Origin of the sequence: Bdellovibrio sp. HCB185ZH (assembly GCF_047302455.1) — a bacterium.
In the GTDB taxonomy this organism is placed as follows: domain Bacteria; phylum Bdellovibrionota; class Bdellovibrionia; order Bdellovibrionales; family Bdellovibrionaceae; genus Bdellovibrio.
Window position 1 is genome coordinate 455,628 of sequence record NZ_CP178624.1, and the last position, 19,496, is coordinate 475,123.

Annotated in this window: 17 protein-coding genes; 8 read left to right on the forward strand and 9 right to left on the reverse strand. The window is 44.5% G+C overall.

The genetic code is table 11. The features are described from left to right. Positions 1-10 precede the first annotated feature (10 nt). Positions 11-1,501 carry a peptide ABC transporter substrate-binding protein gene (locus ACLSU7_RS02260; protein WP_413293925.1) on the reverse strand — a complete coding sequence of 497 codons (1,491 nt, stop codon included), beginning with the start codon at positions 1,499-1,501 and terminating at the stop codon, positions 11-13. A gap of 80 nt (positions 1,502-1,581) precedes the next feature. After that, positions 1,582-2,748, reverse strand: coding sequence for an acyl-CoA dehydrogenase (locus tag ACLSU7_RS02265; protein WP_413293926.1), 1,167 nt, complete (start codon positions 2,746-2,748; stop codon positions 1,582-1,584). 192 nt (positions 2,749-2,940) lie between these two features. On the opposite strand from ACLSU7_RS02265, the gene ACLSU7_RS02270 reads away from it, so the two are divergent. Genes ACLSU7_RS02270 through ACLSU7_RS02295 form a run of 6 tightly spaced genes read left to right on the forward strand, consistent with a single transcriptional unit; the run spans position 2,941 to position 8,767 of the window. Beyond that, positions 2,941-3,606 (forward strand): site-2 protease family protein, encoded by a 666-nt coding sequence (locus ACLSU7_RS02270; protein ID WP_142700264.1) that lies wholly within the window; start codon positions 2,941-2,943, stop codon positions 3,604-3,606. Between the two features lie 45 nt (positions 3,607-3,651). Continuing rightward, entirely contained in the window at positions 3,652-5,223 is a 1,572-nt protein-coding gene (locus ACLSU7_RS02275) for a segregation/condensation protein A (protein ID WP_413293928.1), read from the forward strand. Between the two features lie 2 nt (positions 5,224-5,225). Beyond that, positions 5,226-6,776 (forward strand): SMC-Scp complex subunit ScpB, encoded by a 1,551-nt coding sequence (scpB, locus tag ACLSU7_RS02280; protein WP_413293930.1) that lies wholly within the window; start codon positions 5,226-5,228, stop codon positions 6,774-6,776. Beyond that, positions 6,751-7,311: a hypothetical protein gene (locus ACLSU7_RS02285; RefSeq protein WP_413293932.1), complete on the forward strand. Its 561-nt coding sequence runs from the start codon at positions 6,751-6,753 to the stop codon at positions 7,309-7,311. Before scpB ends, ACLSU7_RS02285 begins: the two co-directional genes overlap by 26 nt. Then, the gene (locus ACLSU7_RS02290; protein ID WP_413293934.1) at positions 7,308-8,225 is read left to right on the forward strand and encodes a hypothetical protein; all 918 of its coding nucleotides are present in this window, start codon (positions 7,308-7,310) and stop codon (positions 8,223-8,225) included. The genes ACLSU7_RS02285 and ACLSU7_RS02290 overlap by 4 nt, the downstream gene beginning before the upstream one ends. Before the next feature lie 50 nt (positions 8,226-8,275). Next, positions 8,276-8,767, forward strand: a complete 492-nt coding sequence (locus ACLSU7_RS02295; protein ID WP_413293936.1) for a hypothetical protein — start codon at positions 8,276-8,278, stop codon at positions 8,765-8,767. Here the strand turns inward: ACLSU7_RS02295 and ACLSU7_RS02300 are convergent. From ACLSU7_RS02300 to ACLSU7_RS02315, 4 genes are all read right to left on the reverse strand, one after another. Beyond that, positions 8,751-9,674: a hypothetical protein gene (locus ACLSU7_RS02300; RefSeq protein WP_413293938.1), complete on the reverse strand. Its 924-nt coding sequence runs from the start codon at positions 9,672-9,674 to the stop codon at positions 8,751-8,753. The two genes, ACLSU7_RS02295 and ACLSU7_RS02300, sit on opposite strands and share 17 nt — an antisense overlap. A gap of 31 nt (positions 9,675-9,705) precedes the next feature. Further along, on the reverse strand, positions 9,706-10,704 hold the full coding sequence (locus ACLSU7_RS02305; protein ID WP_413293940.1) for a ribonucleotide-diphosphate reductase subunit beta: 999 nt from the start codon (positions 10,702-10,704) through the stop codon (positions 9,706-9,708). Between the two features lie 92 nt (positions 10,705-10,796). Beyond that, complete coding sequence (locus ACLSU7_RS02310) at positions 10,797-13,220, reverse strand: ribonucleoside-diphosphate reductase subunit alpha (RefSeq protein ID WP_413293942.1); 2,424 nt, start codon at positions 13,218-13,220, stop codon at positions 10,797-10,799. A 511-nt stretch (positions 13,221-13,731) separates the two neighbouring features. Continuing rightward, entirely contained in the window at positions 13,732-14,739 is a 1,008-nt protein-coding gene (locus ACLSU7_RS02315; RefSeq protein ID WP_413293944.1) for a TIGR01212 family radical SAM protein, read from the reverse strand. A gap of 34 nt (positions 14,740-14,773) precedes the next feature. Here ACLSU7_RS02315 and ACLSU7_RS02320 point away from each other — a divergent pair, with 34 nt between their 5' ends. Then, positions 14,774-15,553 (forward strand): MnmC family methyltransferase, encoded by a 780-nt coding sequence (locus ACLSU7_RS02320; RefSeq protein ID WP_413293946.1) that lies wholly within the window; start codon positions 14,774-14,776, stop codon positions 15,551-15,553. A gap of 49 nt (positions 15,554-15,602) precedes the next feature. After that, a complete protein-coding gene (locus ACLSU7_RS02325; protein WP_413293947.1) occupies positions 15,603-16,328 on the forward strand; it encodes a substrate-binding periplasmic protein in 726 nt (241 codons plus the stop codon). Between the two features lie 18 nt (positions 16,329-16,346). Here ACLSU7_RS02325 and ACLSU7_RS02330 read toward each other — a convergent pair whose 3' ends face one another. The 3 genes from ACLSU7_RS02330 to ACLSU7_RS02340 are packed head-to-tail and all read right to left on the reverse strand — an operon-like array spanning position 16,347 to position 19,494. Beyond that, positions 16,347-17,648 (reverse strand): hypothetical protein, encoded by a 1,302-nt coding sequence (locus tag ACLSU7_RS02330; protein ID WP_413293949.1) that lies wholly within the window; start codon positions 17,646-17,648, stop codon positions 16,347-16,349. Further along, positions 17,645-18,712 (reverse strand): hypothetical protein, encoded by a 1,068-nt coding sequence (locus ACLSU7_RS02335; RefSeq protein ID WP_413293950.1) that lies wholly within the window; start codon positions 18,710-18,712, stop codon positions 17,645-17,647. The genes ACLSU7_RS02330 and ACLSU7_RS02335 overlap by 4 nt, the downstream gene beginning before the upstream one ends. After that, on the reverse strand, positions 18,709-19,494 hold the full coding sequence (locus ACLSU7_RS02340; protein WP_413293952.1) for an outer membrane beta-barrel domain-containing protein: 786 nt from the start codon (positions 19,492-19,494) through the stop codon (positions 18,709-18,711). Before ACLSU7_RS02340 ends, ACLSU7_RS02335 begins: the two co-directional genes overlap by 4 nt. Between the last annotated feature and the right edge of the window lie 2 nt (positions 19,495-19,496).

Consider the following 19,496-nt stretch of genomic DNA (forward strand, 5'->3'; position numbering starts at 1 on the left):
TGGATACAGTTTAAGGTCTTGGATGTAACTGCGACAAGTCCAGCTGATTCATTTGATTGAATTTCCATCCAACAAATTCCGGCTTGATCAACATAGCAAAATCAAATGCCCCCAAGGGAATGATCAAGTTTCGATCCATCAAATATTTAACGCCTGTGAGACATAATTTTTTCTGTTCAGGGATTTTTGCTGCGTTCCCCAATTGTTCGAGGATTTTGTCATATTCGGGACTTTTCAGCTGAATGTAATTTTCAGGGCTGTCGCTGGCGAAAGTTTCAAGTGCTGCCAGGCAAGTCGGTCGATCCGGAGCAATGCCTTTGCGAAACATCGCAGGCGGATTCGTCTGCAGCTCATTAATAAAGACTTTGTTTTCTTTCATCTCTAGATGAAGGCGCAAATTCGCATTCTTTTGCCACTGGGCCTGCATCCATTCCGTGGCACGTTTATGATCTTCGCCTCCTAAAGAGGAAAACATAAGCGTGAACGTTTTGTCGGTTTTAACTTTGGGAACTTTCTTAAGATCGAAATCATAACAAGGGGCCTTTTCGGGAAACCAGGCACCAGGTAAGCCCGCGCAACCCGGGCGACCTTTGGAGGAGAAAAGTTTTTGCAATTCCGAATAGTTGAGAGAGTAAGTCAAAGCTTTACGAAGCTCGTCGCTTTTTTGTAAATCCGGGCCGAAGCCCAAGTAATCAAAACGGATCGCCGATATCCAATGAAAGTCAGGGCGATTTTTAGATTTTGGAATAAACAGAGTCGGAAGTCTGCGAAGTAGCTGCAATTGATTCTTTTCGTACAATTGCAAAGCCACAGTGTCTTCTTCGATGAAAAGAAACTCAACCAGGGGACGCAGTGGATGTCCGCCCTGATATTTAAAATTAGGTTCCAGCGTGATTCGTTGTCCTTGGATCCACTCTTTAAGTTTGTAAGGACCTGAATAGACCTTCACATCTTCTTTGGTGGGAGCGAGCAAAAAACTTGTGAGATTGTATTCAAAGTCCGGGGCTTTACCCTGAAATTCAAAACGCAAAGTCACCGGGTCTGGTGAGGTGATCCCCAGGGTATCAATCTCTTTGAAACCTTTATAAATGTCTTCGGCATTTTTAACTTTAAACAACAAATCCGCTCGGGGAGCAGTGACTTTTGGATTTAACATTTTCTTGTAAGTACGCAGAAAATCCGCGGAAGTTAACGGGGAGCCATCGCTCCACTGAAGGTCTTTCTTTAACTTACAGACCAAGGCGCTGGATTTTTCTCTTGTGCAGGAACCCAAATCAGGAACCAGACCCTTGTCGTTATCATAGATATAAATATTGCGGAAAAGGTTCGCTAAAAGATAACTGGATGCCGAAGTCTTTTGGCGATTCGGATCCATTTGTGTGGGCTCGCCAGCAAGATGAAGACGAAAAACAAAAGGTGCTGATTTTGAATCAGCACCTTGAACAGTTTTAAAACTGAAAATAGAAACTAAAATTAAAAATGCCGGAAGAATACATTTCATCCGATCATCTTGAATCAATGTCGGGGCGAAGTCCAGCTTTCGCGCCTGTCGGCGCTACAGCCTCCTCGGCTCCCAGCCGACTATTTGTCCAATTCCATTTTAGCGATCGTTTGAAGTTGCATATTAGTCGTACCTTCATAGATTTGACCAATCTTTGCATCTCTCCAGAACTTTTCAACTGGGTATTCTTTAGTGAATCCGTTGCCGCCGAACAAATCGATCGCTTTTGAAGTGATCTTTTCAGCTGCGCGAGAAGAGTAAAGTTTAGCCATAGCTGCTGATTCGATGAAATCAAGGCCTGCGTCTTTCAAACGAGCGGCGTTGTAAACCATCAAACGAGCGGCTTCAAGTTCAGTGCGCATTTCTGCCAACTGGAATTGCACGCCTTGGAAGTGAGCGATTGGTTTGCCGAATTGCTCACGACCTTTAACATAACCCAGCGCTGCTTCGTAAGCACCTTGAGCGATACCGATCATTTGTGCACCGATACCGATACGACCTTCATTCAATGTTTCAATAGCGATTTTGTAGCCTTTGCCAACTTCGCCAAGGACGTTTTCTTTTGGTACTTCGCAGTTTTCAAACAACAATTCGCAAGTTGAAGAAGCGCGGATACCTAGTTTGTCTTCTTTTTTACCAACTTTGAAACCTTTGAAAGATTTCTCAACGATGAACGCTGTGATGCCTTTGTAGCCCTTGGCAGTATCGATATTTGCGAAGCAGATGAATACGTCCGCTTCGTTACCGTTTGTGATCCAAAGTTTTGAACCATTCAAAACCCATTTGTCACCTTTATCTTCTGCTTTAAGTTTCAATGCGAATGCATCTGAACCAGAAGATGATTCAGACAAAGCGTAAGCGCCAACCCATTTAGAAGCCATTGCGCCCAAGTATTTTTCTTTTTGCGCTTCAGTACCCCATTTAAGGAATGCGTTTGTAGTTAGAGTGTTTTGAACGTCTACAAGAACTGATACAGAACCGTCTACGCGACCGATTTCTTCAACAGCCAAGCAAGCCATAGTGAAAGTGGAACCAGCACCGCCGTATTTTTCTGGAGTTTCGATACCCATCAAACCCATTTCGAAAAGCTTCTTAAGAATGTCTTTGTTCATCTCAGCTTTTTCGTCCATGTGTGTCACATGGGGTTTGATTTCAGATTCAGCGAAGGCTCTTACAGCATCACGGAAAGCTACTTCATCTTCAGATAGTGTTGTCAAAGCTGGACGTGCATTAGTTACGTCAGACATGGTTTCTCCCTCATACGTTAATTAACAAGTCGGAAGACCATATCCAGATCGCGATTTTTATTCAAGAGGTTGGAAGGACAGGAGCTTTTCTCTTAACGGACTGTGTTATGATGATTGCACTTATTATGTGCAAATGACGTCTCACACTAGACAAGGGTCTAGGTTTGCCGTCTAATCTCTGAAGGTAAATATATGGATATTGCAGAAATCGGCGCCAAGATTGGCATTTATTTTATCCCGTTTCTTTTCGCACTGTGCTTTCACGAGTTCGCACACGGTTGGGTTGCGCGTCTTCGTGGTGACAACACAGCGGAGCAAATGGGCCGTCTTTCCATGAACCCTTTGGTTCATATGGACATGATCGGTACATTTATTTTGCCATTGGTGTCCATCGTTTTGGCAACTCCGATTTTCTTCGGGTGGGCCAAGCCAGTCCCTGTGAATTCCCGTAATTTAAAAAATCCCCGCGTGGATATGTTTTGGATTGCGCTTGCAGGTCCGCTTTCGAATATTTTGTTAGCGATTGTTGCAGCGTTCCTCATTGGCTTCCTGGCGAAGTTCTTTTCTGCATCGATTTATTTCAAACCGGTGTTTGAGATTTTAAAAGCATTTTTGATGACAAACTTGTTCCTGGCGTTTTTCAATATGATCCCGCTTCATCCATTGGATGGCGGTAAGGTGCTCGCAAGATTCTTGCCCGCACAATTGAATTACAAATTGGAACAAAATGAACAAATCACCAGCATGGTTTTGATGGGATTGGTTCTGACAGGGGCATTGCGTATTTTGGCAATCCCTGTTTTTTGGAGTGCACAAAGTTTACTTACGTTAGCTCTGGCTGGGTTCGGAATTTCTTAAGCAGAAATTCCATTCATTCAGAACGTTTTAGAGGGGAACGCTTTCATGAGTATTACAGTTCAATTGCCCAAGTTTGAAGGACCTTTGGGCTTATTGCTTTATCTCATCCGCAAGGAAGAGATGGATATTATGGATATCAAAATCCATGAGATCACAAAGCAATATCTTGATTATATTCGTTTGATGAAAGAATTGGATCTGGAAGTGGCGGGGGAGTTCATCGCCATGGCTTCCACATTGATCCAAATCAAATCCCGCATGCTTCTGCCTCAATATAATGAGAACGGCGAAGTGATCGAGCAGGAAGATCCACGTAAAGAGTTGGTTCAAAAACTTTTGGAATACCAAAAATACCAGGAGGCCGCGAAGCTTCTTTATGATCGTCCTTTGGTGGGTCGTGATGTTTGGTTGCGTGGTTCCCGTGAAAAACTGGATGAAAAAGAAGACGAAATCATCCTTGAAGACAACGCCTTGTTTGCGTTGATCTCTTCTTATCGCAAAGTTTTGCGTTCTGTTAAAAAGAAAGTCCATGAAGTTAAAGCCAAAGCTCAATCTATCTCCAGCCGCGTATTGGAGTTGAAAGACTACCTTATCGTGGGCCGTAAAATCACGATGATGGAGCTGGTGACCGCAACTGAAGATCGCGCACGCCAGGCCTTGATCACATTCTTGTCATTGCTAGAGCTTGGTAAAATGGGCTTCGTGGGTCTTTATCAATCAGAAGTTTATTCTGACATCTGGGTTGATACTAAAAAACCAATTGAAACCGACGTTCTGTCCCGCGTGGAAGAGTACGACTCTATGGGCGCCGACAGAATCGCTGAACAGATGATGGCCGACGCTAAAAAAGCCGACCCGACAGAAGATCTTTTAAGTGAAGATGCTGATGAGGTTCCAGCGGCAGAGGCTCCAGCACAAATGAGCTTCGGTGAAACGCCAATGGATTTCACCACAGGCATGTCAGATCTAACTGCGGAAATCGCGGGTATGGATGCAGAGCTTGATTTCCTAGAAAAAGAAGAGGGCGGCGCCGAAGCTGCCTCGGACGAAGAAATCCTTGCGGCTGAAGGCGAACTTTTCAGTGAAGAAACTCATGAAGTGGTGACTGAAATTGTTCAAGAATCACTTGAGGAAGCAGTTGTTGCGGAAGAGCTACCAATGGAGACAACTGAAGCAGCAGCTTCCATCGAACTAACGGAAGAAGTATCAGCTGAAGTTGAGTTGACTGAAGAGTCATTGGCTTTCGTTGAAACTGAAGCGGTTGAAGAGCTAGTGGCTGAATCCTCTGAATCGACAGTTGAAGTTGCGGAACAAGCCGCGGCCGAAGTTGCGTTTGAAGCTGAACTTCAAGAAGAACCTCAAGTTGAAATGATCGCTGAATCTGTTGTTGTAACAGAAGTAGAAGCGCCATTTGAAACTGCCGTTGAAACTATTTCTGAATCATTTATCGAGACGGAAGTTGAAGAACAACTTGAAGTAGCCACATTCGAACCGGCAGAAGAAGTGGCCGTAGTAGCGGCCGAAATGGTTGCGACTTCTGGTGATGAAGTTGCTGAATCTGATCTAGTTTTTGAAGAATTTATTGATACTGATCCTAAGACTGAAGCTGAGGCGTAGAAATGTCTAAGAAGAAAAAGAACTCCAAAAAGAATAAAGAAGTTTTAGACACAGAAGTGATGGAAAACGAAGTTGCTGTCGCAACGGAAGTTGAAACAGAAGAGGTCGTTATGGAAATGACTGCTGAGGAATTGTCTGCTGAAAATGCAGACGAAATGTCTGCAGAGGAATCTTCTGACGAATTGAATGAGCTTGATGGTATTGAAGCAGACGCTTCGATCTTCCTTCAAGAAGAGGAAGAATCTGAAGGCTTCCTGCCGGAAGCCACTGACGAAGAAGCAGCCGAAATGGAAGCTTCCGAAGGCGCCGATGATGTTTCAGTCGAAGGTACAGAGCTTGATGGCTTTGAATCTGCAGACATTGAAGAAGTGGAATTCGTAGATGAAGAGCGTTTGGAAAGCATTGTAGAAAGCATCCTGTTTGCTTCCGATCGTCCAGTTTCCTTGGCTTCAATCAAGCTTCTATTTAAAGGGACTAATATCAAAGGCGATAAAATCCGCAGAGCTCTAGATCAATTGGCTGTGGAATACGCTGGTGGCCGTCGCGGTGTTACGTTGGAAGAAGTTCCAGGTGGATACCAACTGCGCACTAAAATCGACAATATGGATTTCCTAAAACGTACTTTGAAAGCCCGTCAATTCAAGCTTTCGGGTCCAGCTTTGGAAACTCTTTCTATCGTGGCTTACAAACAGCCTTGTGTGAAATCCGATGTGGATGAAATCCGTGGCGTTGAGTCGGGTCACTTGTTGCGTGCCTTGATGGAAAAAAATCTGGTTTCTTTTGAAGGTAAATCTGATCTTCCAGGTCGCCCAATGCAATACGGTACAACTCGTAAGTTCTTGGAAATCTTTGGTCTAAGATCATTGAAAGAACTTCCAACGTTATCACAAATCGATGAGTTGTTGCCAGAAGGTATGGATGAGCAAATGGCGGAAGAAAAACCGACATTGGCATCGATCACCGATTCATTGGTAGCGACTGATGTTGAGCACGTTAGCTACTCATCTGGTGAAGATGAATTGATGAAAATCTCTAACCAACTTGAAGAGATCACGACGTCCTCTAATTTCTTTGAGGAAGAAAAACGCCGCCAGGCTGAAAAACGTGATCTTGAGCGCGCACAAAACATCCGTGAAGCTCTTGCGATGGATGAGCCCGTGCCAACTCGTGATGCGAATTGGTTGAAAAAATATGATGATGCTTTGGCTGCTGGAACGACTTTGGTGCAAATCAAAGCTCAAGAAAGTGCCGCTAAAATGGCAGCATTGAAGGCTGGTAAATCAGCTGATTCAGAAGAATCTACTGAGGGTGGAGTGGCGGAGGCTGCTTCTGAATCCCAAACAGAAGGTTCTGAAGAATTGTCTGCTGAAGCTGAATTAGAAAATGAATTGACTGCAGCTGAAGAAGCTTTCGACAATGATGAAGACATGGAGATGGCTTCTGACGATCAAGTTTACGCTGATAACGAAGAAGGGGAGTCATCTGAAGAAGACGAACTACCGTTCTACGGAGAGGCGGACGAGATTGATGGCGAAGGTGAAGCCGTTACTTAAGATCCTGGCAAGTATCTGGATCGTATATAATATCTGTGCAATTATGATCATGCCCAACGTAAGTTCTTACTTTGGGCGTGTCGCTTCTAAGTTTTTCGGGCCCTATGCAAATCAAGTGGGTCTTAATGCTGGATGGAATTTCTTTTCTCCAGATCCTGCTCATCCCATGTATTTAAAAGTCGTTGTGAATTATCCGATGGCCCAAGATGGTGCTTATCGCGAGCCTTTGATCACCGCATTTCCTTTTGCTGAATCAGAAAAAACCATGCCGAGCCTGACTCGAAAAAGAGAATGGGCTGTCATGCGCTATATGGTGATGGATCCCCGTCGCTTGCGACAGATCTTTGGACCCTGGCTATGTAAGCAATTTCCCGATGCAGAAAGTATAGATATGGAGCACGTCATCGACACTTTGCCGTTGTTGGATGAAGCTGTTTTAAAAAGCGAAGTGAATTTGTTGGATATGTCCCAAGAGCGTCGTGCAGCTAAAGCTTCGGTTCGTTGCAACAGTCCTGGCGACGAGGAGTTGTTATGAAGCATCTGCAATTCCAAATCAAAAAAACCTGGGCTTTGTGGGATGAGTTTTGGTTTGCTCCACAGAACCTGTTAGGCCTGGCATTTCTGCGCATCACTTTGTGCGCGACATTTCTTTATATGAGTCTCATGAGATTTTACAATCTCTGGTATTTCACGGATGCAAGCTGGATCCCGAAAGAAAAAGCACTTTTAATTCTTCCAGAATTCGGAAGACCGATGTTTTCCTGGAACTTCTGGCCGGATTCCATGAATCTGCAAATCAATATTCTGGTGGTGGTGTTGTTCGCACTTTTAACCCTGGGAATTGGTGGTCGTGTTCTTACGGCATTGGCTTGGATTATTAATATTGGATTTTTGAATCGCAATTACCCGGCGCACTTTGGTGCCGATGTGATTGGGTCGCTGTTTTTGTTTTATATGATTTTTACCAACTCCTGCGAACGATTGAGTGTGCTCAATCTCATTCGTAAAAAGAAATCCTTTAAATCCTCCGACATGGTTTCCAGCATGATGATTCGCATGATGCAGGTTCAGATCATGGCGATCTATGCCTACACAGGCTGGGAGAAATTAAAAGGTTATAGCTGGTGGGATGGGACCGCTTTATGGGCCGTGCTGGCAAACCCGCAGATGACGACAGTGGATTTTAGTTTTCTTCGTCAGATTCCGTGGATCATTCCGGTGTTGGGTTATATGACGATCCTGTTTGAAGTCTACTTCCCTCCGATGGTGATCTGGCATAAGAGCCGCCATATCTGGTTGCTTTTGGGAGTCGGAATGCATTTAGGAATCGGAATCTTTATGGGGCTTATGCCTTTTGCGACCATAATGCTTTCCACTTATTTCTTGTTCCTAAGTCCGATCGCTTTAGAGCAGAAAATCGTCTCAAAACTGGACTTTTCTAAAAATTGATTCAGTTCTGGTCGCTCCCTCGTTTATTCTAAAGGAACGGGGGAGTTACTATGAAATCCGATTTATCTAAATTCGCGACCTGTTTCGCGATGATGGCGCTTCTGGTGTCTTGTGCACCGACGTCAGATAATTCTCTGTTAACGGATGATCCTTCGAATCCAAACTCTCACACGTTAAATACCGATCCGTCGTCTACGGAGCTGCAGTTGGTGTCTGATTCTTATAATTTAGGGACAATCACAGCGGCTCGCTATGTGGAACTCAGTGGTGCTTGTTACGCTTCAACATTCCCCACTCATCGCATCACGGCGACTGTGAATGCTGCACCAGCCACAGCTTCCGCAGTTTACGATATGTCCAGCTCGACGGCGACGGGATATGGGACTTGCCGTAATGGTCGATTTAATATCGTTATCAAAGGTTCCGCTTTAAGAACCGGTACGAATGCGATTGTGCTGACGTTGACGGGGTACGATGCGAGTAGCACGCCTTCCACGAGTGGTAACGCTGTTGCCCGCTACACAGTTATAAGATCAGATTAAATTCATCTCTTAATTTTTTAGGTGCTTCCAGATTCTTGGTGCCAATCAAGATGGTGCCTTTTAATTTCAATTCACGGATATGGGTGGCTCTACGTTGCGGTGGCAGCGTGGGCGTTGTTAATTCTTGCAGGGTGCTGTTAAAAGGTGTCTTCATCAGGTTTTGCTCCTGAATGGAATTCGCCGTTAAGGCGGTCAGAATCTCGATGGCCAGCTCTTTCTTATCAGAGGCGGCCGGGATAGCGGCTCCCCATACTAACAGGGCGCTTAAGTCATCCTGAACGGTTAAATCGGGATTGGATTCATTCAGCGGAAGCTCGCTGGCGCCTTCAAGCTTGTCATTCAGAACCAGACGATCTAAGGGAAGCGTTAGAATCTTTTTTTGCTGAACCAAAGCCAGCCAGCCTTTGTCTTGCCAGATTTGAAAATGATTTAAAAGCAGATCTTCATCGTTTAACAAAAACAACGTCGTAGCCTTTTTGTCTTTAAGAAAATCCTCAAAGCTGGCGTTCCCCGTAGTTTTAAAGCCCGTCTTCATCCAGTAAAGAGGATAAAAATAAAGACTGCGATTCGTTATAACGGGATCCAGGAAATCAGGAGCGATCTTAAGTGACAAAGAATTTTCCGATGTCACAAACAAAAGATTTTGTCGGTTCATCGTGTGCGCCCAATAGGACGGCAAAAGCAGAATGTCTTGAGACGGAGAGGCGATCACTTTCGCTTGAATGGAATTCCAGTCGCGGGTGACCGTGACTTCGAATTTAATGCGAAGATCGTTTTCGAGTTCTTCCTGAATGCTTTTTGGAAAAAGAGATTCATCCGTCACCAGGATGCGAACTTTGGTAGGGCGGATGACATAGTCCCTAGAAATGCCTTGGGGCAGGTACCCGTGTAGGAAACCCACCCCCATGCATACTATAAATAGTAAAACCCAAAGTAAATTAGAACGCCTCATCGAAGGCTACCGAGCCGCTGATACCAGTTTGGTAAGCAGAAACACGTCTTTCGAAGAAGTTTGCAAGTTCTTGCATGTCTTGAAGTTCCATGAAGCCAAATGGATTTTTCACATTGTAGCGTGGAGCGATGTTCAGGCTTTCAAGGCGTTGGTCAGCGCAGTACTCAAGATATTGGCGCATGTCTTTTGGTGAAAGACCGGCAACACCCAATTGCAATACGTCGTTTGCAAAGTCCATCTCACACTCAATAGCGTCTTCAAGCATTTGCGTAACCATATCTTCCATTTGAGAATTGAAAAGATCTGGTTCTTCTTTACGTGCTGTTTTGATCACTTCGATAGCGAAAGCCATGTGCATGGATTCGTCACGGAATACCCAGTTTGTGCCAGATGCCAGACCTTGCAACAAACCTTTGGAGCGCAAGAAGTAAACATATGCAAACGCTGCATAGAAGAACAAACCTTCAACGCAAGTTGCGAAGCAGATCAAATTCATCAAGAAGCGACGGCGGTCTTCTTTCGTGTTCAATTGGTCCAATTCGTTGATAGAATCGATCCATTTAAAGCAGAAATCCGCTTTCTTTTTGATAGAAGGAATATTGTCGATGGCAGCGAAAGCTTCCGCGCGCTCATCTGGATTTGGAATGTAAGTGTCTAGCAAAGTCAGATAGAACTGAACGTGCAAAGCTTCTTCGTACAATTGACGAGACAAGTACATACGGCCTTCTGGCGCATTCACGTGCTTGTAAAGATTCAATACAAGATTGTTTCCAACAATCGAGTCACCCGTCGCAAAGAATGCCACCAGGCGAGAGATCAAATGTCTTTCTGCTGGTGTCATTTTTGAATGAAGGTCCACAAGGTCCGTAGAGAAATCAATTTCATCCACTGTCCAAGTGTTCTTGATACCGTTTTTGTACATTTCGTACATAGTTGGGTATTTCATCGGACGAAGAGTTAGGTTAAAGCCTGGATCTAAAATCATAAAAAGTCCTTCAAGATGTTTCCCGTCCCCAGGGGACGGGAGTTACTTCAGCTTTCGGCCCTTCCGGGCCTAAAGCACTGTGGCCGGTGGGCCTACTGACAAGCTTCGCAAGCCTCTGGATTTTCCAAAGAGCAAGCAATCACTTCTGAATCTGTGTAAGTTTTCTTAGGAGCGGCTTCCTGAGTAGTCGCAACTGGAGCTGCATCCATTGTGTTTGCAGCAGCCGTCGTCATACCCATACCGTTATTAGAAGACTTCACAGTCGTTTTTGCGATCTTAGTTGCTGGACGAGAGCGCAAGTAATAAGTCGTTTTCACACCTTTCTTCCATGCGTACATGTACATAGAAGAAACTTTACCGATAGTCGGGCTTTCCATGAACAAGTTCAAAGATTGAGCTTGGTCGATGTAAGCGCCACGGTCTGCAGCCATCTCGATCAATGACTTCATTGGGATTTCCCAAACCGTACGGTATAGCTCTTTAAGCTGTGGTGGGATCGCCGCGATTTCATCAATTGAACCATCGTTCAATTTGATTTCGTTGCGAAGATCTTCATTCCAAAGGCCCATCGCTTTAAGATCTTGCACCAAGTATTTATTGATCTGCATGAATTCACCAGAAAGTGTTTCACGTTTGAACAAGTTAGATACTTGCGGCTCGATCGCTTCGTAGCAGCCTACGATAGAAGCGATAGTGGCAGTTGGAGCGATCGCGATCATCAAAGAGTTACGCAAACCGTGCTGTTTGATTTTCGCTTTCAAAGCATTGAAACGCTCTGGTTGAGAAGGCGTCACATTCCAAAGGTCGTATTGCAACAAACCTTTAGCTGCTTTTGTTTGCTCGTAAGCACCGTGAGGTCCGTACTTTTCAGCCAATTCGCAAGAAGTTACTAGTGCATTGTAGTAGATCTCTTCTTGGATTTTTGCCGACAAATCACGGGCTGCTTGAGAATCAAAAGGCAACTTCAATTGGAAGAAAGCATCTTGAAGACCCATCACGCCCAAACCCACTGGACGCCATTTGTGATTGGAATCCTGAGCCGTTGAAATAGGGTAGAAGTTAATATCAACAACGCGGTCCAAGTACTTCACAGCTGTGCGAACAGATTTCGCCAGTTTTTCGAAGTTGAACTGACCGTTTTCAACGTGTCTGCCAAGGTTCACAGAACCCAAGTTACAAACCGCTGTCTCAGAGTTTGAAGTCACTTCCAGGATCTCTGTGCAAAGGTTTGAAAGATGGATCACATTACCAGCTTCACCAGTTTGGTTGGCTTTCATGTTAGAAGCATCTTTGAACGTCATCCAGCCGTTACCAGTCTGCGCCAAAGTTTTCATCATGCGAGAGTAAAGGTCGCGGGCTTTGATTTGTTTAGAATATTTTTTCTCAGCTTCAGCTTGTTCGTAAGCCGCTTCGAATTCTGGACCATAGGTGTCTACGAAATGAGGCACTACACGTGGGTCAAACAAAGACCACATGCCGTCAGCTTCAACGCGTTTCATGAACAAATCTGGAACCCAGTTTGCCAAGTTCAAATTGTGAGTACGTTTAGCTTCGTCACCTGTGTTATCGCGAAGTTCAAGGAACTCTTCGATATCAGCATGCCAAGTTTCCAGGTACACACAAGCAGCACCTTTACGTTTACCACCTTGATTTACTGCAGACACAGAAGAGTCCATAGTTTTCAACCAAGGAATGATACCGTTAGAGTGACCGTTTGTTCCTTTGATCAAAGAACCACGGGAACGGATGCGAGAGTAAGCAACTCCGATACCGCCCGCAAATTTAGAAAGCAAAGCGATGTCTGTGTATTTTTTGTAGATAGCTTCCAAGTCATCTGTTGGAGAATCCAAAAGATAGCAAGAAGACATCTGAGGACGCAAAGTTCCAGAGTTGAACAATGTCGGAGTAGAGGCCATATAGTCATGAGAAGAAATCAAGCGATAGAACTCGATAGCTTCCTCAACCGTTTGAGCCAAACCGCAAGCCACACGCATAAAGAAGTATTGAGGTGTTTCAAACACCTGACGTGAAGTTGGGTTTTTAAGCAAATAACGATCGTAAACAGTTCTTAGGCCGAAGTATTCAAAACGGTCTGTGCGGTAAGGTTCAATCGCCGCGCAAAGAGCTGCTTTGTTGGCTTCTACGAAGTTTTTAGTCGTCTCAGACAACAAGCCGGCTTGGAAGCCGTAGTTTACAGAGTCTGCAAAAGACTGGATTTTTTGAGAGCGAACTTCCTCATCAATATAGATACCCAAAAGACGGGCAGCCAAACGAGAGTATTCTGGTTCTTCACCGATCAACAAAGAGGCTGTTTGGATACAAAGATTATCCAGCTCATTTGTTGTAGCGCCATCATAAAGACCGCTGATTGCTTTTGTAGCAACGCGAAGTGGGTCGACTTGAGTCAAACCCTGGCAATTACGAGTCACACGTTCAACGATTTTCGTGACGTCGACTGGTTCAAGAGTTCCATCTCTCTTTTTAACTCTCATGATGTGAGCTGTTGTTTCCAACATGGTGCAAATCCCCTCTGCCCAGTTCCTTTTGGGCAAAAAAATCCCGCCGCCGTATTCTGCCCCTCGCAAAATCCGTCGCCGTTAAATATAATGATGTAGATTGGTTGAGACTGAGCGCTAATCCATTAGCTTTAAGTTTTGAGGTCGCTGAAACATAAGTTTTGCTTCATCAAAAACGTCTACTACCTCCCTGTGTGAACCCCTATATCTAGGGGTCGGTCCCGGGTGCCTCATCAATAAGGCGGGTATCGATCTCAATTCCAACTGTGTAATTCTTTCCGGAAAGTTGCAAGAGTATTTTTTGAAATAACGCTGATTTTTTTGTGACGTTGCTCATCATTTAAGCAGATATATCCTAGCGATTGACACGTCTGTCCTGCGAAAAAAGAGTGCAAGTGACCCCTGTTCCCCGAGTGTAAAACCAAGGTCTAGTGCTAAATGCTCGATTTTTCATTCCTCAGCCTGAAATTTACCTGTCGTGATCTTACAGAAACTTAAATTGTGCAGAAACTCAGCACAGGGATGCGTCCACGCGACGTGATTTTTTTAGCAAAACCGCCTGAGCGGAAAGATCCAACTCCGAATTCGCCTGAAAATATTGGGACTGATAGGATCCGTTGGCGCGCAAGTGATCGATGATCGCTTGATGCGTGCCCATTTTATTTTTCGTCCAATCCGGTGCAACCAATTCATCCCAGCGAGACGAATAAGCGGCCAAACGGTGCAGGGCAAAGCGCGGCGACAAGTGTTGCAGGAACAATTCCACGCGGCGAGTGTAAGTCACCTGATCAATCGGAGAGAACTCTCCGGCGTGATACATGCCTTCCAGCGGAGTGTTTTTAAGAACGTGCAGATTGTGAAGTTTCACATTGGTAATCGGAAGAGTATTAACGATTTCCGCTGTCTTGATTATACGCTCATCCGTTTCGCCCGGGCTCCCAAAGATCAAATGGATCCCTAAATCCACTTTGGTATTGTCAGCAATTTTATGAATCGCTTCAACGGCTGCTTCCGCCGTATGACCTCGTCGCATGAATTCTAGTTCATCATTAAAGAAGCTTTGCACGCCCATCTCGACCGCTACAAAAGACTTTTCATGATACTCATTCCACAGATCCATCACGGATTTAGAAAGGCAATCGGGACGAGTGCCCAAAGTGAAACCCTTCACCCACGGATAAGAAAGTGCGATATCAAAATTATTACGAAGAGCCGACACCTTGGTGAAAGTGTTGGTGTAAGCCTGGAAGTAAATTAAAAAGGCCTTGGCATTGTAACGGTCAGCGATGTGGGCATGGTACTTTTCGATCTGTTCGCGAAGCTCCATGGTCATGGCTTCAGCGTTTGCGGCCGAGCCCCACACATCACAAAACACGCAGGTCTGCATACCCTTTAAACCCATACGGTTCGGGCAATTATCAACCACCGTGACGGGGATCTTATAGACCTTCTCGCCAAAGAGTTGATTGTAGTGCTCACTGATAGTGTGATAGGGAAGTCCCAACCAGCCTTTTTCCATAGGGCGTTTATGGGTTTTATTTTGCGGGAAGTCAATGATTGAGCCAAAACCACTGAAATCATGGGGCGATCTGGGGTTTGAGATCGAAATTACCAAGGATCAAAGCCCCACTTTGCGTCTATTGGAATCCTTAGATCCGGCAAAACCCTATGGCGAATCCATGCATCATTCTGGCGGTGCTAGCACTGAGACGACCCATCTTTACGGAAATGTGGCCGCGGATGTTTTAGACAAAGTCGATAATCCTCACTTTATGGTGGTGGGACTTGGATTAGGCTATATCGAAATGAATATCGCCCGTGAAGCCATCAAAAGAAATAAATCTGTGGGTCTTATTACCAGTTATGAAAGCATTCCTGAGCTTCGTGAGTTCTTTTATCTGTGGCTGCACGATCAACACTCAAAACTTTCACCAGAAGTTGCCGCCGTTTACGACGATGCATTGATGCACGTTTTGAAAGGCAGCGAGATTTCGGTCGGGGAGTTAAAGTCTTTCTTGAGGAAGCATTTTGTAAGTCTCGCAGATATACAGGGTTCTCTTCATGAAGATATCAAGTTCGTGTCTCGTTATCATGGTTTTTTCTATGATGCCTTCAGTTCGAAAACTCATCCGCACTTATGGGGCCAGGAATTTTTAAATCGTCTGCTGATGGAATCTTCTGCGGAACAAAGTGTCCTTACGACTTATGCATGCAAAAGCAATATGAAGCGCGCACTGCGAATGCAAGGATTCGTCGTAACTGAGCGGCCCGGATTTTTTTCCAAACGAGGTTCGACCTTAGGATCAAAGGGTTTCCCAATTGTTGATCAGTAAACACAAATTGTTTGCTAAATGACTGTTTCCCCGTGCAAGCTATCCGTGCATGAAAATCAAATATCTGGTTCTTCCCTTATTTTGTATTGCTGGTGCTGTGGAAGCCAAGGTTGCACGCCTGGTGACTTTTCCGATTCCTTTATTTGTGGAAAGCAAAGATAAAGGATCTTTTCTAAAACTCACTCGTGAAATTGCCTCTCGCTCTCAAAGCAAATTTAAAGTCGAGGTTTTAACTTCGAACAGAGCGAAACTGGCATTTTCAAATGGTAAAGCCGATGGATATTTTCCGGGAATGGATAACTCCGTACCTAAGGATGCACTAAAATCCACTCCTTTTTATATTCGCACGAACTATATATTTTATCGCGAGAAGCGTCCTTATAAGACCTTCAAAGAACTTTACGGAAAAAATGTGGGGCTAACATTTCGCTACCACTATCCCGCAGAGATCCAGGAAAACAGCAAAGTGAAATTCATCTATGCTGACGACGATGTGGCAAACATGCGCAGATTAGCGGATGGAACTATTGATGCTTTTATTGTTGAAGAGCGATCCGGCCTGCGCGCCTTGGAGTTAAGTAAAGTCCAAGGCATCAACTACAGTCGCGAAAACCCGGTATCGAACCAGGATTGTTATTTTGCTTTTAGAAATGATGAAGAGGGGCAAAACCTGCTGAAAGAATTTAATACGGTTTTGGAACAAATGAAGGCTGATGGAAGTCTACAGAAGGTTCTGAAATTAACAGAACCCTCTGTGATGAAGTCGAACTTATAATTCGCAAGGGGAGACTCTTTAGTTGGCCAGAGGTACTGGAACCAAATCAACCGCGAATCGGGCGCCTTCTTTGTATTCGTACTTAACGTTACCAGAAAGCTTCACCGAGTTTGAATTTGCATTGAAAGTCCAGCCACCGTTTAATTTGTTCGGGATCAACTGACCTTTGCCTTGAGCCAAAACGTCAGGCGTGCCGTAACGAACACGCAACATCAATTTACCAGATTCGTCGACACGTGGGATTTGACTTAGGAAAATTTGTTTTTCCAAAGTTTTAACTGTGATCGAATCACCCATGCGGCCCAATTCAGAACCAAAGTTTGGTGAAATGATGCTCATGATATATTGGTCACGAATCTGTTTTGCGTTACCAGCACCTATATTTGCAGCAACGATCAACTGCTCTAAACGCTCCGGACCAAAACCAGAACATTTGCCGTTATTTTTCTGACCCGTAAAGCACTCTGGGTGGTAAGTCGGCATAATACGCAAAGCGTAGTCTTTCGCGCTGTCTGGATCTTTAGCGTCTACCAATACACCGTAAACAGAGACTTTCTCTTGGCGACCCCCTTTGAAGTCGATAAGAGTCTGAGCCATTTGCTCAGGAGAGACACGAGAAGAAGCATCATCAGCGTCTGTCAAAAAGATCACAACCAATTGAGCATCTTCACGGAAAAAGCCTTCATTAACCGCACCACGGCCGCCTTTTTCCAAAGCTGCCATAAGAGGGGAGAAGAACTCTTCATTCTCTGGTCCGCCATCTTTCAGAGCAACAACACCGATTTTCAAAGTGTTCGCCAAAACAGCTGCTGAATCTTTTTTCGTTACATAACGTTCTTTCGCCGAAGTCCCCGCAATAGATTTAACATTACGAAGTTCACCGATAGAGTATGTATCTGCTTTTTTCGAATCAGCCTTGTCCCATTTGGCGTCCCAAGTAGAAATAACACCGATGTGGTAATCGATCATTTTATTGTTCGAGATACCATTCGTGAAACGGTTCAAGTTCTTGATCAAGTTTGCTTGCGCCGATTTCATCGAGTCCGAGTTGTCAGTTACAAACAGGATGTCAACGCGAGGGTTGAAATCAAGCTGACTTTGACCGCCGTCCTCTGTGATCCAAGTGATTTCTGGTTGTTGGATCTTTGGATAAACCGGAATTTCCGGTTGTTCGGGTTGTTCAACGTCCGGATAAACTGGAAGTTCAACTTTAGGCTGTACCAACTCCTTTTGTGCAACAAGCGGAGCTGATGGTTCAGCACAAGCTGAAAGCAACAAAAAGGCTGAAAGGTAAATGCAAAGAGCTATAAGTGGTTTCACATTTTTCTCCTAACATTTTGAGCACAAGACTTAGTCACGACGTCGTATTTATCCAATTCATCAATCCAAGGTCGACCGTCGTCTTTAAACACCAACTGATCCACGTTTGTATCTTTGAAATCGTTTTTCGTGTAAGCCGCATCCGCGAGTTTTTGATCCGTATGTACACGTTGAATCGCTTCAACTTCCACCAGATTCAATTTGCCGATCACGCGTTTGTTATCCGCGGTCTCATTGTTAGCCAGCTCTTGAAGGCGAACTTTCATTTTAATGAAAGCTTCCTTGTTGATTTGGTCCAATTGAGTTTGCAATGTACGTTGCACGTTTTTAGCTGCCAATACTTCCATACCTTTTTGACTAAGCTTAAAACGCAACATCTGTTTTTGAAGTTCAACGTCTTTATAGTAAAGAACTGGAAGCTTTAATAAAGATTCGCCCACTTCAGTTGCTTGCAATGGGAACTTATCTACCTTTTTCAAAACAGTCAGGAAAGCGTCGTTAAAACCTTCCTTAGTTAAAGCTTGAACAGATGCGATGCGATCGCGCTGTTTCTCTTTAAACATCTGCGTTGTTTTGAATACGGATTTATAATCACAAATTTTTAGTTCAGCCAAAGATTGCAGCAAGTACGCTTCAGAGTTCACCACTTCCGCAAATTGCGGGCTCAACAAAGTTTTGGATTGAGCCAATGCTTTTTCAGAATCGTTTTGACGGAAATGCGCCCAGCCTTTTTCCTCTACGATTTGAAACCAGTAGTCTGAACCACGGGGAACTTCATTGTATAGGGCCAACGCTTGAGAGTATTTACCAGCTGCAAACAACTCACGGGCTTTTTGGATTTTCTGTTTGATTTTGCTATCGCTAGCAGAATCAATCACTTTGCCTTCAAGTTTATTGAAGTCCAACAACTTCAAAGTCGAATTGCCGCTTTTTTCAGACAAAGAATTCTCCAGGGAGTTACCCCAGTCCTTCACTGAAAAACGCTCAGCAGCCAAAGCGTTGTGACCAACACTTAAAGCTGTGACCATGAGAAGTTGAGAGACAAAAGCCGTTTTGGAAATCATAACATCCATCCAAGACCAAGGTTACCAGTGACTACGTTCAAGTTACGTTCACCTGTTACTGGTTTGTCGTTATAATTCATGTAACGAACTTCAGCTCTTGCCGTCAGATGCTTTGTGATCCAAGCACCGATACCAAGACCTGCTGTGTAAACTGCCGTGGAACCGCTGGACAAAGTGATTTGACCACCGCCACCCAGCAAGTACATATCAAACTGAGTCACGCCAACATCCATAAAACTTGTTTTACCATAGATTGGGTACCAGTTAAGGACTGCCATCACAGAGCTTTCTGGGTAGTCGATATCAACTGCGTAAGCACGACCACCAGCTGCATAGTTCGCTTTGGCTTGTTCAAAAATACGTTTACCTTCTGGAGATAAAGAATTTCCGTAGTCAAAGTATCTTGCGCCAAGGGACCAGCGTGGAGTGATGTGGAAATCAAGGGCTGCGCCCAAAGCTTGGGTTTTCGTGTAAGCGTCACCACCGAAGTTCATTCCGTAGTTAACACCGACTTCAAGACGGTTGCGTCTGTCAACGATGCGCTCTTGAACGATGCGAGAACGGCTCTCAGATTTGATGTTTTGAGCCATGTTCATCAGCTGTTCGTTACCACCCAAAGAATCGATATCAGCAGTCACGTCGCTGTTGTCATTCACGCGGGACGTTTGAGAAGTCGCCGTCGCTGCTTTTTTCACAGCTTTCTTTGCCGGAGCTGCGAAAGCATTTTGTGAGCTGAGCGCGATAAACAAAACAGTTGCAGAAAGAAGTTTAAAGTTTTTCATAA

Bases quoted from the DNA above. Each gene is read 5' to 3' on its own strand.
- ACLSU7_RS02285 (WP_413293932.1), top strand. From the start codon at position 6,751: ATGGCGAAGGTGAAGCCGTTACTTAAGATCCTGGCAAGTATCTGGATC.
- ACLSU7_RS02315 (WP_413293944.1), bottom strand. From the start codon at position 14,739: ATGGAAAAAGGCTGGTTGGGACTTCCCTATCACACTATCAGTGAGCAC.
- ACLSU7_RS02310 (WP_413293942.1), bottom strand. From the start codon at position 13,220: ATGTTGGAAACAACAGCTCACATCATGAGAGTTAAAAAGAGAGATGGA.
- ACLSU7_RS02260 (WP_413293925.1), bottom strand. From the start codon at position 1,501: ATGAAATGTATTCTTCCGGCATTTTTAATTTTAGTTTCTATTTTCAGT.
- ACLSU7_RS02270 (WP_142700264.1), top strand. From the start codon at position 2,941: ATGGATATTGCAGAAATCGGCGCCAAGATTGGCATTTATTTTATCCCG.
- ACLSU7_RS02300 (WP_413293938.1), bottom strand. From the start codon at position 9,674: ATGGGGGTGGGTTTCCTACACGGGTACCTGCCCCAAGGCATTTCTAGG.
- ACLSU7_RS02275 (WP_413293928.1), top strand. From the start codon at position 3,652: ATGAGTATTACAGTTCAATTGCCCAAGTTTGAAGGACCTTTGGGCTTA.
- ACLSU7_RS02335 (WP_413293950.1), bottom strand. From the start codon at position 18,712: ATGATTTCCAAAACGGCTTTTGTCTCTCAACTTCTCATGGTCACAGCT.
- ACLSU7_RS02290 (WP_413293934.1), top strand. From the start codon at position 7,308: ATGAAGCATCTGCAATTCCAAATCAAAAAAACCTGGGCTTTGTGGGAT.
- ACLSU7_RS02325 (WP_413293947.1), top strand. From the start codon at position 15,603: ATGAAAATCAAATATCTGGTTCTTCCCTTATTTTGTATTGCTGGTGCT.
- scpB (WP_413293930.1), top strand. From the start codon at position 5,226: ATGTCTAAGAAGAAAAAGAACTCCAAAAAGAATAAAGAAGTTTTAGAC.
- ACLSU7_RS02265 (WP_413293926.1), bottom strand. From the start codon at position 2,748: ATGTCTGACGTAACTAATGCACGTCCAGCTTTGACAACACTATCTGAA.
- ACLSU7_RS02305 (WP_413293940.1), bottom strand. From the start codon at position 10,704: ATGATTTTAGATCCAGGCTTTAACCTAACTCTTCGTCCGATGAAATAC.
- ACLSU7_RS02295 (WP_413293936.1), top strand. From the start codon at position 8,276: ATGAAATCCGATTTATCTAAATTCGCGACCTGTTTCGCGATGATGGCG.
- ACLSU7_RS02320 (WP_413293946.1), top strand. From the start codon at position 14,774: ATGATTGAGCCAAAACCACTGAAATCATGGGGCGATCTGGGGTTTGAG.
- ACLSU7_RS02340 (WP_413293952.1), bottom strand. From the start codon at position 19,494: ATGAAAAACTTTAAACTTCTTTCTGCAACTGTTTTGTTTATCGCGCTC.